The organism is Longimicrobium sp. (genome assembly GCF_048594345.1).
In the GTDB taxonomy this organism is placed as follows: domain Bacteria; phylum Gemmatimonadota; class Gemmatimonadetes; order Longimicrobiales; family Longimicrobiaceae; genus Longimicrobium.
Genome location: NZ_JBMDXM010000281.1, coordinates 1 through 14,002, shown reverse-complemented (window position 1 = coordinate 14,002; position 14,002 = coordinate 1). Strand labels below are relative to the sequence as shown.

The 14,002-nt window shown below is 67.6% G+C and carries 15 protein-coding genes; 3 read left to right on the top strand and 12 right to left on the bottom strand.

What is annotated here, in order from left to right:
- Positions 1-277: 277 nt before the first annotated feature.
- Positions 278-637 carry an Imm7 family immunity protein gene (locus ACOJUJ_RS29350; protein ID WP_420130486.1) on the bottom strand — a complete coding sequence of 120 codons (360 nt, stop codon included), beginning with the start codon at positions 635-637 and terminating at the stop codon, positions 278-280.
- 164 nt (positions 638-801) lie between these two features.
- On the opposite strand from ACOJUJ_RS29350, the gene ACOJUJ_RS29345 reads away from it, so the two are divergent.
- Positions 802-1,386 carry a hypothetical protein gene (locus tag ACOJUJ_RS29345; RefSeq protein WP_420130485.1) on the top strand — a complete coding sequence of 195 codons (585 nt, stop codon included), beginning with the start codon at positions 802-804 and terminating at the stop codon, positions 1,384-1,386.
- Between the two features lie 67 nt (positions 1,387-1,453).
- Here the strand turns inward: ACOJUJ_RS29345 and ACOJUJ_RS29340 are convergent, their stop codons facing one another.
- The 9 genes from ACOJUJ_RS29340 to ACOJUJ_RS29300 all read right to left on the bottom strand — a co-directional run bounded on the left by ACOJUJ_RS29340 (position 1,454) and on the right by ACOJUJ_RS29300 (position 8,594).
- A complete protein-coding gene (locus tag ACOJUJ_RS29340; protein WP_420130484.1) occupies positions 1,454-2,059 on the bottom strand; it encodes a hypothetical protein in 606 nt (201 codons plus the stop codon).
- A gap of 30 nt (positions 2,060-2,089) precedes the next feature.
- Positions 2,090-2,515 (bottom strand): hypothetical protein, encoded by a 426-nt coding sequence (locus ACOJUJ_RS29335; protein WP_420130483.1) that lies wholly within the window; start codon positions 2,513-2,515, stop codon positions 2,090-2,092.
- Between the two features lie 4 nt (positions 2,516-2,519).
- Complete coding sequence (locus ACOJUJ_RS29330; RefSeq protein ID WP_420130482.1) at positions 2,520-3,137, bottom strand: plasmid pRiA4b ORF-3 family protein; 618 nt, start codon at positions 3,135-3,137, stop codon at positions 2,520-2,522.
- 200 nt (positions 3,138-3,337) lie between these two features.
- A complete protein-coding gene (locus tag ACOJUJ_RS29325; RefSeq protein WP_420130481.1) occupies positions 3,338-3,547 on the bottom strand; it encodes a hypothetical protein in 210 nt (69 codons plus the stop codon).
- A gap of 588 nt (positions 3,548-4,135) precedes the next feature.
- A complete protein-coding gene (locus tag ACOJUJ_RS29320; RefSeq protein ID WP_420130480.1) occupies positions 4,136-4,771 on the bottom strand; it encodes a CatA-like O-acetyltransferase in 636 nt (211 codons plus the stop codon).
- Between the two features lie 429 nt (positions 4,772-5,200).
- Entirely contained in the window at positions 5,201-5,488 is a 288-nt protein-coding gene (locus tag ACOJUJ_RS29315) for a DUF3892 domain-containing protein (protein ID WP_420130479.1), read from the bottom strand.
- A gap of 269 nt (positions 5,489-5,757) precedes the next feature.
- Positions 5,758-6,615 (bottom strand): lysophospholipase, encoded by an 858-nt coding sequence (locus ACOJUJ_RS29310; protein WP_420130478.1) that lies wholly within the window; start codon positions 6,613-6,615, stop codon positions 5,758-5,760.
- Between the two features lie 143 nt (positions 6,616-6,758).
- On the bottom strand, positions 6,759-7,496 hold the full coding sequence (locus tag ACOJUJ_RS29305) for a class I SAM-dependent methyltransferase (RefSeq protein ID WP_420130477.1): 738 nt from the start codon (positions 7,494-7,496) through the stop codon (positions 6,759-6,761).
- Between the two features lie 99 nt (positions 7,497-7,595).
- Entirely contained in the window at positions 7,596-8,594 is a 999-nt protein-coding gene (locus ACOJUJ_RS29300) for a hypothetical protein (RefSeq protein WP_420130476.1), read from the bottom strand.
- A 343-nt stretch (positions 8,595-8,937) separates the two neighbouring features.
- Between ACOJUJ_RS29300 and ACOJUJ_RS29295 the strand changes: the two genes are divergently transcribed.
- Both ACOJUJ_RS29295 and ACOJUJ_RS29290 read left to right on the top strand, forming a co-directional pair.
- On the top strand, positions 8,938-9,753 hold the full coding sequence (locus tag ACOJUJ_RS29295; RefSeq protein ID WP_420130475.1) for an SAM-dependent methyltransferase: 816 nt from the start codon (positions 8,938-8,940) through the stop codon (positions 9,751-9,753).
- Between the two features lie 354 nt (positions 9,754-10,107).
- Entirely contained in the window at positions 10,108-11,364 is a 1,257-nt protein-coding gene (locus ACOJUJ_RS29290) for an ATP-binding protein (protein WP_420130474.1), read from the top strand.
- Positions 11,365-11,592: 228 nt separating this feature from the next.
- Here ACOJUJ_RS29290 and ACOJUJ_RS29285 read toward each other — a convergent pair whose 3' ends face one another.
- The gene (locus ACOJUJ_RS29285) at positions 11,593-12,741 is read right to left on the bottom strand and encodes an RCC1 domain-containing protein (protein WP_420130473.1); all 1,149 of its coding nucleotides are present in this window, start codon (positions 12,739-12,741) and stop codon (positions 11,593-11,595) included.
- 402 nt (positions 12,742-13,143) lie between these two features.
- Positions 13,144-14,002: toll/interleukin-1 receptor domain-containing protein (locus tag ACOJUJ_RS29280; RefSeq protein ID WP_420130472.1), on the bottom strand; the 859-nt coding region annotated here is incomplete at its 5' end.

Genomic DNA, 14,002 nt, shown 5'->3' with positions numbered 1-14,002 from the left:
TTGCCGCGGCGGGGGGAAGTGCCCGGAGTGACCAGGCTCCGGCGGCAGACCAAAGCGGCCACCGGGAGAACCGTTTCCCTGCGTTGCTTCCTCGATCCGGCAGAAGAAATCTCTCAACCCATTTCTTGAAAAAGAATAAGGATACAGAGGAACAGAGTTAGACAGAGAGGATGTGAGCTGGCACGAGCTGCTCTGTTCCTCTCTGTTCGACTCTGTTCCTCTGTACCCCATGCCGTTTGTCTTTTTGGACTGATGCCGGCGATTCCCTCATGGGCCGCTACGGCGCGTCGGTGAAGTAGCGGTCTTCCAGGTACTGAATGGTTCCGCGATGGATTCTCATGACTTCGAAGCGGTACAGGCCGTCGGCGCCCAGGTCTTCGCCGCGAAAGTAGATCAGGCCGTAGGCCTGCGGGCACTCCCGCGCCAGCCATTCGAAAAGGGAAAGCACCGCGCCCTGGGTCCGGTTGCGCAGCCCCGACGCGTGGACCATCAGCGCGTTCAGACGTGTGACGCGAAACGACTCGCGCGTGGCATCGTCCAGCTCGGCGATCCGGGCGTTCAGCGCGTCGGCCAGCGCGTCCTCGGCCTCGCTGCCTCCTTCGGGCTCCAGCATGGCCCAGGCGTGGTATTCGAACATGTTTCGGGAGAGGTGGTGGAGGGCTCTACGGAGTGTGGCCGTGGATCCGCGGCCGGCCGCGGCGCGGTTGTCCGGAAGGCCCTTCCGGTGTATCCTGGTAAACGGAGTGATCAACCGTCATCGTAGATTTCAGCCCGGTCGTGCCGATGTCAGCAAGCCGCAAGATGCGCCGCCAGGTCCGGTCGTCGCAGGCGTCCTACGAGGTGGTCTACGACCGGCTGGAGAACCCCGCGCACGCCCACCTGTCGCAGGAAGTCCGCGACGCGCTTCCCCGCCTGCGCGACCTGGTGCGCCACGATCCCCGCAGCGCCGTAACGGAGCTGCGCGCCTGGGTCGAGCGTGAGCCGCTGCCCATCTTCTACAACTGGCTGACCGGCGCATACAGCGCGCTCGGAGACGTCGAGAGCGTAAAGGCGGTGGTTCTCGAGAACTACCGTCGAAACCCCAGGTACCTGTTCGCGCGCGCCAACTACGCGGAGCTCTGCCTGCGCGACGGCGACCTTGCCGCCGCGCGGGAAGCGCTTGGATCGTTCGACATCCGTCCCCTGCTCGGAGGACGAAAGCGCGTCCACGTTTCCGAAGTGACAGGGTACTTCTACGCCGTTGGCCTTTATCACATCAAGGCCGGCGATCGCGATGCCGCGGAGAACGTGTACCAGATGCTGGCCCGGGTTGCGCCGGACGAGATCGCGACGGAAGAGCTGAGGCGAAAGCTCCGTCCGCGCCTGCGAGATCTGTTCTCCCGGTAGCCGGTCCACCCGGAACGGGAAAGGGTGGCCGAGTACCTCCACCAGCGTGCTCATCGGCCCCGTCTGGTCACCTGGACGGATGCGGGATGTTCGGCGGGGCGCTGAGCCAGAAGTCCGCGATCTCGCGTACGTACGGTGCCGATTCGGGGACCAGTCCCGTGCCGTGGCGCGGATCGTAGCGCTCCGCGTGCTCGCGCCCCAGCCGGTATCCCCAGGCGGAAGCGTCCTTCGGCTCCAGGATGCAGTGCGCCGCGTACTCCACGATCAGCGCTTCGCGGGAGTCGATGGTGCGCACGGTGGCCCACCGCGTGTCCCGGGTTTTGCTCTGCGCCGCCGCCAGAGCCCGCAGGGCGGCCCGGAGCTCGAGCTCTGCGTCGCGGGCGGGCGTGGCGACGTAGCGGCCCATGCAGTCCACCGTGATGCCCATCAGCACCCCGAACTCCCGGACGCGGTCGGTGTCCAGCCGCGCTGGAGGAGCCTGCCGGAACCGGCTCTGGGCCAGTTCTGCCAGGTAACGCGCGAAGACCGCGGCATCCCGGGGATCTGCGCACAGCCGCTTGAGCACCGTCAGGCGGGTGATAGGAAACGAGCGCCCGTTCCGCAACTCGTCCGCGAGGATGACGAGCTTGCGCGCGGTGGTGATCCGCACATCGATGCGAGGGGGATTTCTCATCTCCGGAAGCTTGGGTGGGGCAGGCGTAATTCAGAACGGCAGGTCGTCGTCCTCGTACATCTCATCCAGAACGCGGCGCCAGGCCGGGTGCTGGTCCCACGTGGCGTCGGCACTGTCCTGCTCGATGCCGTGCGGCGCCCCTCCCGGCGTGCATCCCGCGAGGGAGGCGAACCTCTCGTCCGCATCCGCCCATCCTTCCATCACCGCCGACTTCGGTTTGCGCTCCGCCCGTTTCGCCGCCCGCAATGTTTCGTTGCGCTTCGCCTGCTCCAGCCGTGCATCCGCCACGTCGACCCCCAGCATCCGCAACTCCACGATCGCGCATACGTCCGAGACGCCGAACCATTTCGTGTAGCCGCGGATCAGGCTGCCGCCTGGATACGCCACGATCCACTGCTTCGCGAGGTTCAGCCGCTTGGCGCGGTTCAGCTTCTTGCGTTTGGGAGCTGTGATCACAGCCTCAGAGGGCGCCCCACGCCGCGGCGAGCGTCAGGTTGTTGGCCGCCGACCATACATCGAACCGCTCGGGATCGTAGTCCGCGCCAACCCAGCGGCGGTAGAGTGTGTGCTCTGGATGTTGGCGATCACGGAGCGCTTCCACCATCCGCTGATACCCAAATGGTCCGCCGGCATCCTCGTGCGGCCCCGCCCGCTTGCCCCCATACAGCAGCGGGAGCAGACGCTCGTCCTCATCCTCGAGCGGCGTAACGATGTAGAGGTCTGTTATCGCGATCTCGTGCACCCAGTTATCGCCAAAGTCGTATGTATAGGTGAACCGTGCTCCCGCGGTCAGACTCAGATCGCGAAGCGGCGTCGCGGTGGAGTCTTCACCTTCCGCCTCCTCGTCGGGCGCCTCGAAGCGGCGCTCGCCGATGCGAAATTCGTACAGGTGGTAATCCAGCCACCCGAAGAGCAGCTGGATGACGCGGTGAAGCTGGTGCAGCGTGTACGTGTCGGGGACGCGCACATGCCGCCAGATTGGCGGCTCGATGTCCGCGAGCGTGATGCGCAGCTCCAGCGTGCGCGGCCTGGGCTTTCGCCCGCGGGCGGGTGCGCGAGGCGAGGTTCCAGATGTCATAGTGCGCAAAGTACACGACGAATGCGCCGTGCGCACGCCCCGCGTGGGTCCATCGTCATTCGCCAGGCGGCGAGGATGGGCTGAACTGTCCGGCTCGTCCGGCGCCCGCACGAAAAAACCCCTGCCGGACAACATCCGGCAGGGGTTCAGTCAATGCCATGAACTCGCGGAACGCGATTACAGCGCGTCCGGAACGATTCTCAGCAGAACTTCGCCCAGGTTTCCTCGGCACAGCCATTCGTGAAGTGGGCGGTCCCGCCCGTCGTGCACGTGCAGCCGCTGACTTCCGAAGGACCGTATTCTTCTTCCTGCTGCTGGTGCGCGTTGATCGTGCCTTCCGCGGAAGCCTGCTCACCCGTGCGGAAGGACTCGACATCGAGCTCCTCGACCTTCAGCTTCAGCTTCTGCATTGGAACTCCGTCTGGTGGTGTGATGCCGCTTCCCGCGGTATGCGGATGAGGCGGCGTGGCTGCTCGCGATGAGCAGGTACGCGCGGACGCGGGGATTTTCCCCCCAAAAAACCAGTCGCCGGAAAGCGGCGGATGACGGATTTAGTTCGAAAGTGTTAGTAACCATAACCAGAGTTCTGACGCCCGTCAATCGGCTATGAACGTGGTGCGATCAGGAGAAATCCAAGCGTTTTGCGTACGCGCTCCCATCCGCCCGATTCTCGATTTATGGAGAATGGCGCGACGCAGGTCAGGAGGATTTCAGACGGATACTGTTGATGTGCGGATGCCGCCGCGCTTCACGGTAGGTGCCCGAAGCCGGCGGAGCGGAGTCGCTGGCGCTCGCGGAATGCCGTAGGAAGTGCGATAACTGCGCTTTGCCGGGGACGCTCGCGGACATCGTCGCCGCCGGCGGTGTGATGGACGTGCGGCCTCCGAAAATCCGGCCACCCGGCCCTGATCACGGAGTACGGGTTCTCGAGGACGAGGATCTTTCCCGCTGTGGAGCGGTCCACTCGCCCGGTCCATCCGTCTGGCTCGACGGCGGAGTCAGCGGGGCAGGGGCGGGGCGAGCAGGTCCTGGAAGCGCTCGAAGAAGTCCCCTACGTCGATGCCGTCCACCAGCGCGTGGTGCACCTCCACGCACACCGGCAGGTACCACGCGCCGCCTTCCGCGTACCGCTTGCCAAAGGTGAGCTTGGGGACGGAATCCTCCCGCCGCATGGCGTTGGTGAACGAGGTAAAGCGGATCCAGGGGAGCACGGTGGCGTGAAGGGTGGCATCGTCGGCCTCGCGCTCATCGCCCAGCGTGGTCCCCGTCCGCGCCCGTTCCATCTCGCGCTTTCCCTCCGCCGCGAAGCGGGCGAAGGACGTTTCGGGCGCAAAGTACGAGAACCCGAACGTGCGGTCCGGCCGCAGCACCGTGCAGCCGATTCCCACCGCGTCGTGGCACCAGACGCCATCCTCCCGCAGCCGCAGCCGGAACGCCTCGGTCGCGTTGGCCGCACCCATCGCGGCAAACAGCACCGCGAGCGTAAACGACGTCCCTTCGCCGCCGCGCGACGCCGCGTAGCACGCGGAAACGTCCACCGCGGCGGTGATGCTGAAGTGCGGCCGGTCGTAGTCGCGGAACAGGAGAAAGTGCTCCCGCCGCCTCCACGTCTCAAGATCGATGGTTCTGCCCACGAGCGCTCCGGTAAAGTCCACGCTTCATCCACTCACGGCTCTCCGAACCTCTGGCCGGCGGATGGGCCCGCGCAAGCCCCCGCGCCGACGCATCCGAATGCGGACGCGCGCCCGCGCTCGAGCACGCCAGGCGCCGATCCAGGGGATGGGTCCGCGAGGCTTCCGCGGGGAGACGTCCGCGAGCAGCGACAGCCGCGGGGGCTCCGCGGCTGTCAGGGTCAGCGAAGGCGATGGCGGTGTGGCGGCAAATCCATGCCCGTTACGGCTCTCATCCGGTGATCGCCCGGTTGCGGACGAGCAAGGGCTTGGGACGCCGCACGCCGTCTGCCCGCCGAGTCCGCGCAGGCGGATTTCGCGATTTTCCAGCGGCGACTTCATTCGCTCACGCGGGGGTGGCACGTTACCGGATCAAAAACTCAACGAGCGAATCTACTCGCACGCCGGCAGGCTGAGCAGGTTGTTCGGCTCGCTGTCGTCCGCCTCGGTCTTGAGGTACTTGTTGCCGTACGGGCTGATGGCGACAAAGACGTTCGCCACGCTGCCCCCCTGGTTCACGTAGAACGACCACTTGCCGCTCTCGATTCCTTCGATCGCCTGCTGCTGCGTGATCTTCCACGCCTTTCCGCCAATGGCGCCCGCCGTGCCTCCGATGTGGGTGATCCGCTCGTACGGATTGTGACGATCATCCTTGTTGATGCACGTGACCCGGTGCGACATGCTGCCTCCACTCCCGTGAGAATCCCAGGACTTCCCTCCTGATTGGACGGACAAGCATGGTCGCGATTCTCATCGTGTGTCGGCCCGATTGAAACACGGACTCGCGGCGGAGCAACGCACCGGCCGAACGCGTGTCCGGCGGCGTGTGTTCCGCCGCGCCCTGTGGCTGCTGCTTCCGGCAGAGGACGTAAATGTCGCGAGTGCAGCAACGTAGCTCGTCCGGAAGTCCTGCACCTGCGTGCGCTTCGCGTCCGGAACCGCCGCCGCCGCTACGACGTGGAGACGTGCGCGTCGAGCCAGGCGGTGACGTCCGCGATCACCTGCTCGCGGCCGTAGTCGCTCAGCAGGTCGTGCGCGTGGCCGTCGTACAGCTTGAGCGTCTTGTCCGCCGACCCCGCCGCGCCGTAGAACTCCCGGCTTCCCGCGGGCTGGGTGACCCGGTCCGCCGTGCCGTGCAGGATGAGCACGGGCAGCTTGATGAGCGGGAACTCGCGCGCCAGCCGCTCCGTCGCGCCCACCAGCGCGGCCACCGTGGCCGCGGGCTGTGCCTCGCCGTGCACGCCGAGCGGATCGTCGATCATCGCCTGCACGACGGCGGGATCGCGGGAAAAGTCCGCCGTCTTCAGGCGCAGCACCGGCAGCCGTGGCGCAATGCGGCTGAGCCACTTGACCACGCCGAGCACAAAGTTGGGCGCGTACACCTTGTAGGCGAAGCTTTCGCAGATCAGCCCGGCCAGCTCCGCCTGGTGCTCCAGCGCGTAGGTGCAGGAGACGACGCCGCCCGCGCTGTGGCCGAACAGGTACACCGGCAGCCCCGGGTGGCGCGAGCGTGCGTGCGCCAGCAGCGCGTCGACGTCCGCCAGGTATTCGCCGATGTCGTCCACGTACAGCCGCGGGCCGTCGGACGTGCCGCGGCCGCGCAGGTCCAGCGCATACACGGCGAACCCCGCCCGCGTAAGCTGCTCCGCCGCCCACGCGTAGTATCCGCTGTGCGACTTGACGCCATGGCAGATGGCGACGACGGCCCGCGCCGGACCGTCGGGCCGCCACGACCGGATGTGGATCTTGAGCCCGCCGGTGGTACTGATGCGCTCCTCGCTCGCGGAATGGGTCAGCGTGTCCGTCATGGGGATCTCTCCGGGCTGGAACCTGCGCGGATGAGCGCCGGCAGCCCGTGGGGGGATCTGCCGGCGCCGCTGTAGTCGGGATGGATCCCATGATAAGGAACCGGTGACCGCGCTCCTAACAAACGTATGGAGTGCGCCCGGAGCTACCTTTCGCAGATGATGTGCATCGCCGATGGCGCGGCAAGGTACTCGTCCCAGAAGCCCACGCCACGCTTTTCATCCGAATCCGGAGGGACCAGGAAGGGCTCGATCGTGCACGCGCTGAATCCCGCGGTCCGGAACGCCTCCTCGTACGTATCCCACGACCACCAGTGGAAATCGAACTCCACGACGGTCTGGCCCAGGTAGAGCGTGCCGCGGAGGTTGGCCCCCTCGCGCAGCGTCTCGTCCATCAGCCGATAGCTCCACCCATACTTGCGGTGATCGACGACGGGTTGCGGCGGCTGGAGCGGATTGGCGATGCTGGCCACGAAGCGCTGGCCCGGCCGCAGATTGTCATGGACCGTCCGCGCCATCTGCAGCAGCTGCTCGCGGCTCTGCGCGTAGTGCAGCAGGTACGCGGCCGCCACCCTGTCGAACGGGCCGATGCCGCCCAGCGCGGCCGCGTCCGCGACGCGGTACTCGATGCCCACGGGCTCCGCGTCTTCCCGCTGCTGCGCCAGCGCGATCATCTGCGCCGAGATGTCGACGCCCACCACGTGCCCGGCTCCCCACCGCTTGATCAGCCGCGTCCCCATCCCGTCGCCGCAGGCCAGGTCCAGCATGGAGCGATCCGTCAGGTCGCCCAGCCGCTGCCGGAGCGAATACCACTCCGCGTCGCGCAGCGGCACGGCGGCGGAGATCCGCTGGTAATCGAGGGCGATGGTGTCGTACTGGGTCACACGTTTCTCCTTTCGGGGGCATCGGGCGCATGGGACGGCGGCGCCCAATGTAGCTGAAAGGGTGTGTGGCTGGAACGCCGGACGCACACGTCCGGCGCGTCAGCGCCTCGCGGGAAGGTGCTCCACGATGAAGGGGTTGAACCGCCGGTCGCGGTCCACGCGAAAGGGTCGGACCGTGATCTCGGGCGGCGTGCGGCGAAACGCCTCTTTTTCCTCGTCGGTAAAGTCGTGTCCGTGGACGGTCCGCGTGAGGAACTGCACGTCCATCCGGTCGCCGGGCTGCAGCAGCAGCACGTCGTGGGAGTACGAACTGCCCAGGTGCGACGCAAAGGGGGCCCGCTCGTTGTACTGGCGGATCCGCTCGTGCTCCAGCAGCACCGTGACCGGTGTGCCGCGCGCCACGATCACCACCGGCACCGCCACGCCCGAGACGGACAGCTCCAGCGCGCCCGGCGCGCCCGCTTCGAAGACGGCGGTCACGTGCGCGGTCTCGCCCAGGCTGCGGTGCGGGCTCGCGTCCAGCCGCGCGCCCAGGTACCGCAGGTGCGGCGCGGCCGGGTTGGGCGTCGCGGCCGCGGCATCGTCCTCCGGCGTGGCCTCCTGGAACCGCTGCCACGCCCCGGCGTTGCCGCGGCGGCTGGCCTCGAAGACGTGCCCGCCGAGCGGCCCTCTGTCGTCTCCCGCCACGATGGGGATCACGATCACATCACCCAGGCACGCCGTGCGCCCTTCCGCACGCCGCGCGCACCCCGCTTCGCCAACCGAAAAGCCGGTGGTGTGCTCCACGTGCGTGTAAAGGGGGTCGTGGGGCTTTACCCGGTCGATGTATTCGTAGACGTAGCGCAAGGAATAGTCGCCGCTCCGGAGGGGACGCACGTGCGCCGTCCAGAAGATGCCCCCACGCTCGTAGAGGTCCCGGTGCAGTTCCGTGTGTACGATCGGCAGGTCACCGCCCAGCGCGGCCGCCAGCCCCCGCCGCAGCTGCGCGGTGTCGGGGACCATGGGGTCGGTAAGCGGCGCGCCGGCGGGCTGCGCGAACGCGGGGTGGCCCAGCGCGAGCGCGAGGCAGAAAAAGGTACCGCGGAGAAGGCCCTGCATGGTGCCTCCGGCGTCGGGGATGGGCCTGCGGAAAAGCCGCACGGTTCGCGGCCGGCGCACGTCTACCCGGCGATGCCCTCCGGGTTTCCGCGTGCGGGGTCTCGGGCTGAGATCCGTCGAGCAGAGGCCGGAGGGCTGCAGTGGGGCACCCGTTGAACGGGCCGATGCCGCGTCGCCGCCTCGACGGCGCCGGGAGGCACCGGCCGGTCACGAGCACGGCGGACCGGCGAACCGTGGCCGGCGGACGCCCCACCCTGGCGTATCCTCATCCTGGGCTTTGGGTAGCCGCGGGCTTCCCTGACGGCGTATCTTGCGGCTTCGCCACTCTTTCCGGAGGAAGCCGGTGCTCACCGCCGCTCGACTTTTCCGCGGCGCCCTCGCGGCGCTGTTCGCATTTCCCCTGGCGGCGCAGCAGCCGCCCGGGCTGGACGTGCCCTACGTCGTGACGCCGCCCGAGGTGGTGGCGCAGATGCTCGCGCTCGCCAACCCCACCCGCGACGACGTGCTGTACGACCTGGGCTCCGGGGATGGGCGCATCGTCATCGAGGCGGCGCGGCGCTTCGGTACGCGGGGGCTGGGGGTGGACATCGACCCGGTGCGAGTGGAGGAAGCCACCGCCAACGCCCGCAGGCGCGGGGTGCAGGACCGGGTGCGCTTTCGCCGGCAGGATCTGTTCGAGACCGACCTTCGCCCGGCGAGCATCGTCACCCTGTACCTGTTCCAGAACCTCAACCTGGAGCTGCGGCCCAGGCTGTTCCAGCAGCTGCGTCCCGGCACCCGCGTGGTGTCGCACGCCTTTCACATGGGCGACTGGCAGCCGGACACCACCGTGCGCGTGAGGGTGAACCAGGGCACCGGCTGGGCGACGGTGTACGCCTGGACCATCCCGGCCCAGGTGGCGGGCGGGTGGACGCTCACCACCCCGGAGGGACGCCGCGTCGCGCTGCAGCTGCGGCAGCAGTTCCAGCGCTTCACCGGGCCGGGGGTGAGCGGACGGCTGGTGGGGGAGCGGATCGAGTTCACCCTGACGGAACGGGTGAACGGCAGGCCGGTGACCCGCCGCTTCTCCGGCCGCCTCACACGCGACGGGATGAGCGGGCGCGTCGCGGGCGGGGGCGCCTGGAGGGCCGTGAAGGCACCGCCTGGCGCTCCGCGGTGAGTGAAGAACCCGGAGCGGGCGTGCTGAAGTGCGGCCTCTCGTAGTCGCGAAACAAAAGGAATCGCTCCCGCGGCTCGTCGTAAGCCTGTGCTACGTGGAGGGGGCTGCGCCTGCCGGAAGTGGCGCGAGTTCGGGAAATGAGCGATCTTGAGGTGGCGCAGCTGTACGCGGGGACGCTCGCCGCCCTCCGTCTCGCGGTGAGGCGCGCACCGCCACGCGGCCTGAGCGGCGTCCCCGGCGCGTCCGCGAGCACCTTCAGCTTCGCGCGCCGCGGCCGAGAAGGATGGACCGGGGCCGCGTCGCCGCCGTCGGCCGCCGGCCAAACCCTATGATTTTTGGCACTACGACTTGATGATGCAGGATCTGCTCTCCTCTCCCCGGCCCATGCCCTCGCGCCCCTTCACGGCGGAAGAGGCGCGGGCGATCGGCGACCCGGCGCGGCTCAAGACGCTGCGTGCCACCGGCCTGCTGGACTCGCCGGAGGAAGAGGCGTTCGACCGGCTGACGCGGCTGGCGTCGCGGCTGCTGGGCACGCCGCTGGCGCTGGTGAACCTGGTGGACGACGAGCGCCAGTTCTCCAAGAGCCGCGTGGCGCCGCCCGCGTGGCCCGACGGGCGCGAAACGGACATGGTGGACTCGTACTGCAAGTGGACCGTGGCCTCCGGCGAGCCGGTAGCCATCGAGGACGCGCGCCTGGACGAGCGCGTCTCCGGCAGCGGCACGGCCAACGAGCAGGGACTGCTCTCCTACCTGGGCATTCCGCTGGTCACTCCCGGCGGTCACGCGCTGGGCGCGCTGTGCGTGGCCGGCTTTGAGCCGCGCACCTGGACGGACGACGAGATCCGGCTGCTGCAGGACCTGACCGCGTCGGCGGTGAACGAGATCGTCTCGCGGCTGGACGCGCGCGCCAGCCGCGAGATGGAGCGCGTCAAGGACGAGCTCGTCTCCATCGTGGCGCACGAGCTGCGCACGCCGCTCACCTCCATCCGCGGCAGCCTGGGGCTGCTGGCCAGCGGCAAGGTGAACCTGGAGTCGCCCCAGGCTCGGCGAATGCTGGACATCGCCCTGCAGAACTCCAACCGGCTGGTGCGGCTCATCAACGACATGCTGGACCTGGAGCGGATGGAGTCCGGCTCGGCCGAGCTGAGCCGCGAGGCGGCGCCGGCGGCCGTGCTGGTGGAGCAGGCGCTGGACGCCGTGCGGGCAGGCGCCTCGGCGGCGGAGGTGTCGCTGGAGGTGACCCTGGAGCCGGAGCTGATGCTGTACGCGGACCCGGACCGCATAGCGCAGGTGCTCATCAACCTGGTTTCCAACGCCGTCAAGTTCTCGCCGCAGGGCGCAGCCGTGCGGGTGATGGCGGAGCGGCGCGGCGGCGAGGCGCTGTTCCAGGTGCGCGACGCGGGGCGGGGGATTCCGCCGGAGAAGCTGGAGCTCATCTTCGAGCGCTTCAAGCAGGCGGACAGCTCGGACGCGCGCGAAAAGGGCGGCACCGGGCTGGGCCTGGCCATCAGCCGCAGCATCGTGCGACAGCACGGCGGCCGCGTGTGGGCGGCGAGCGAGGTGGGCCGCGGCAGCACCTTCTTCTTCACCGTTGCCCTCGCCCCCGCCTAATCCGACGGGCAGGGAATCCACCGATGGAGGACGCGGATGATGCGCTTCATCTGCGTCCTCGTTTTATCCGCCCCCCGAAGCGTCTGCCATTCCGAAGGAGGAACGAGTGAGGATCCATGGGGGTCCGGTCATGAATGGGCTCCGGGCCATCGTCATCGGCCAGGCCGGCGCACGACTGTCCGGTTCGGTCGCGAACGTCACGTAGCCGCCACTCGCGACGTCGGGCGATCATGAGCCGATCGGTTCGGAGGCCGCATCCGGGTGGGAAATGCGCCCCTGTACCTCTTCGTGCGGATCGCGCCCCCAGCAGTGCAGCTCTCCCTCTACGGTTACTCCGCACTGGCCCCAGTCCCCCGCGGCGGTGGAGCGCCAGCGGTGCTCGGGGTGCCAGGGCCGCGGCTCGCGCCGTCCTGTCCAGACGTACGCCTCGCCCTCCGGCGTGATTCCCACCATCTCATACAGCATGGGCATGCTGCCGCGCGGCATCGCCGCCAGCGTGGCGAAGCGCAGCCCGCCTTCTACCGGCGCCGGACGGGTGTTGCACCACGTGCGCGTCATCCAGCGCTCGCACACCTCGAACTGCGCGCGGGGAGCCGGGTCGCGGGCGACATCGCCATACCCCGCCGAGCCCCAGCAGAACGCCGCACCTTCCACGTCCAGGCCGCACACCCAGTTGGCCAGCACGGCCAGCCGGGAAAAGCGCGTGGAGCCGTAAACGGGCTGCCCGGCGCTTGCCGAGTCGCGGGTTCCCGTGCCCAGCACGCCGAACACCGCGTCTCCCTGGCACCACGCCCGGCCGTCCTGCCCAACGGCGCACAGGGTTTCCCCCTGCCTCCAGCCGTCTACCTGCGCCACGGGGGTTCCCGGCCAGGGCTTCAGTGGCGGGCCGCCGGTGCGAAAGCCCTGGCCAAAGCAGAAGGCCGTCCCCGCGGTGTCCACCGCGCACCCCGGCTGCATGCCGATGGACGCCACGCGCCGCGCCGGCAGCAGCGGCACGGCGGAAAAGCTGCACGCCCTGCCGCGCAGACAGGCATCACGATACGCCGCGGGATCGCCCACCGGAGCGCCCCAGCACCACGCGCGTTGCTGGTCATCCACGCCGCACGACGCGTAACGGCCCACGGACACGGCGGTGAAGCGCTTGTCGCCCGCCGCGCGCAGGAGCGTCTGCTCGCTGGGCGTGGGGTAGCAACTGCGTCCGCCGCTTTCGTCGATGATGCCGCAGCGCTCGGGGGTACGCGCACCCAGCTGGGCCGAATGGTTGTTGCCAAAGCAGTACGCGCGTCCCTGCTCGTCCAAGGCGCACACGTGGTCGTCGCCCACGCTCACCGACGCCCAGCGCGTGCCCTGCGCGAACAGCGGCGCGGTGCCGAGCACGGTCAGCAAAGGCAGCAGGGCGGGCGCCCAGCGGAAAAGCCGAGGGAAGAATGCGCGGCGGGTATGCACGGGAAAGTATGGGGAGCGAGGACACGGACGGCCAGGACGGGGCGCTGATACCACGCCTGCCTCCGCAGAGTTTCAGTGGGCCGAGCGAATTACGGGAGGATTGCGCGAGGAGGGTCCGGCCGCCGCGAGACACGCTTAGAAGCTGAGGAATGGATGCCCAAGCGCACCGACCTGCAGAGCATCCTCATCCTGGGCTCCGGGCCCATCGTCATCGGCCAGGCGGCCGAGTTCGGCTATAGCGGCACGCCGGTAGGCAGAACGATACAAGGGTCAGGGGCACGGGGCACGAGCCAATGTCCTAACGCCCGATGATCCGCACAAGAGTCGCACCTCCTAACCGTACAGTGCCGGATCAAATCCTGAATCCTGTAGGTCAAACCCAAACTCCCAACATAGCTTAACCATACGCCTGCGCCGTTCCTTGGACAAACTTGCGGTGTCATAGCTGCCGTAATAGAGCGCCTTTGCAACCGCAAGAACGATCTCCTTCTTCGAATGCAGCCTGTCGTGGACATACAGAGGATACTGATCATCGGGGAACTCTGCCGCCTCGAAAAGGTTGAAAGCCCCCCCGTCTTCACTGTTCGCGCAGAGTTCTCCTCGACCCTGTAGGAACCGCCACTGCGGGTTCTCATAGGAAGGTGCTACTCCCCGTGTTGGGGCGCCTTTGTACACCACGTCAGCTATTTTCGCAGAGATCGACTCCTGTCCTTCTGAACTCTTGAGCGCGACTATTCCAGACAACCCAGGATGCCATCTATCGATCTGCCCCTTGTCAGCACCGTGCCACAGAGGAAAAATCTTCTTCTCCGTCTCGATATGTTGCCTGAATAGGATGTCCAATTCGTAGCCGGTCCAAGCCTTAGAAATATAAGTGGGCGAAACGACAACAAGACCGAACTGCGAGGCTATCAACCCCGCGTTGATCGAATCGAGTAGCTTGTCACCCACTTTCAGCGAGAGAGGAGCGAACCAAACCCGAAGACCCAAATAGCGCAGCGATCGAGCTAGCTCCGTAACAAAGATTTCGTCCTCCGAAGCATAAGAGATATTACTCCGCCCGGTAATTAGTTTGCGGCGGCGTACTTCACATGCGTGCCGAGGAAGTAGCGTTGGACCAGGTCGGGCCGACGCTTCCTGGCTTTGAGGAAGGTGCGGACGTTCGCGATCAACTGCTTCACGTTGTGCACAC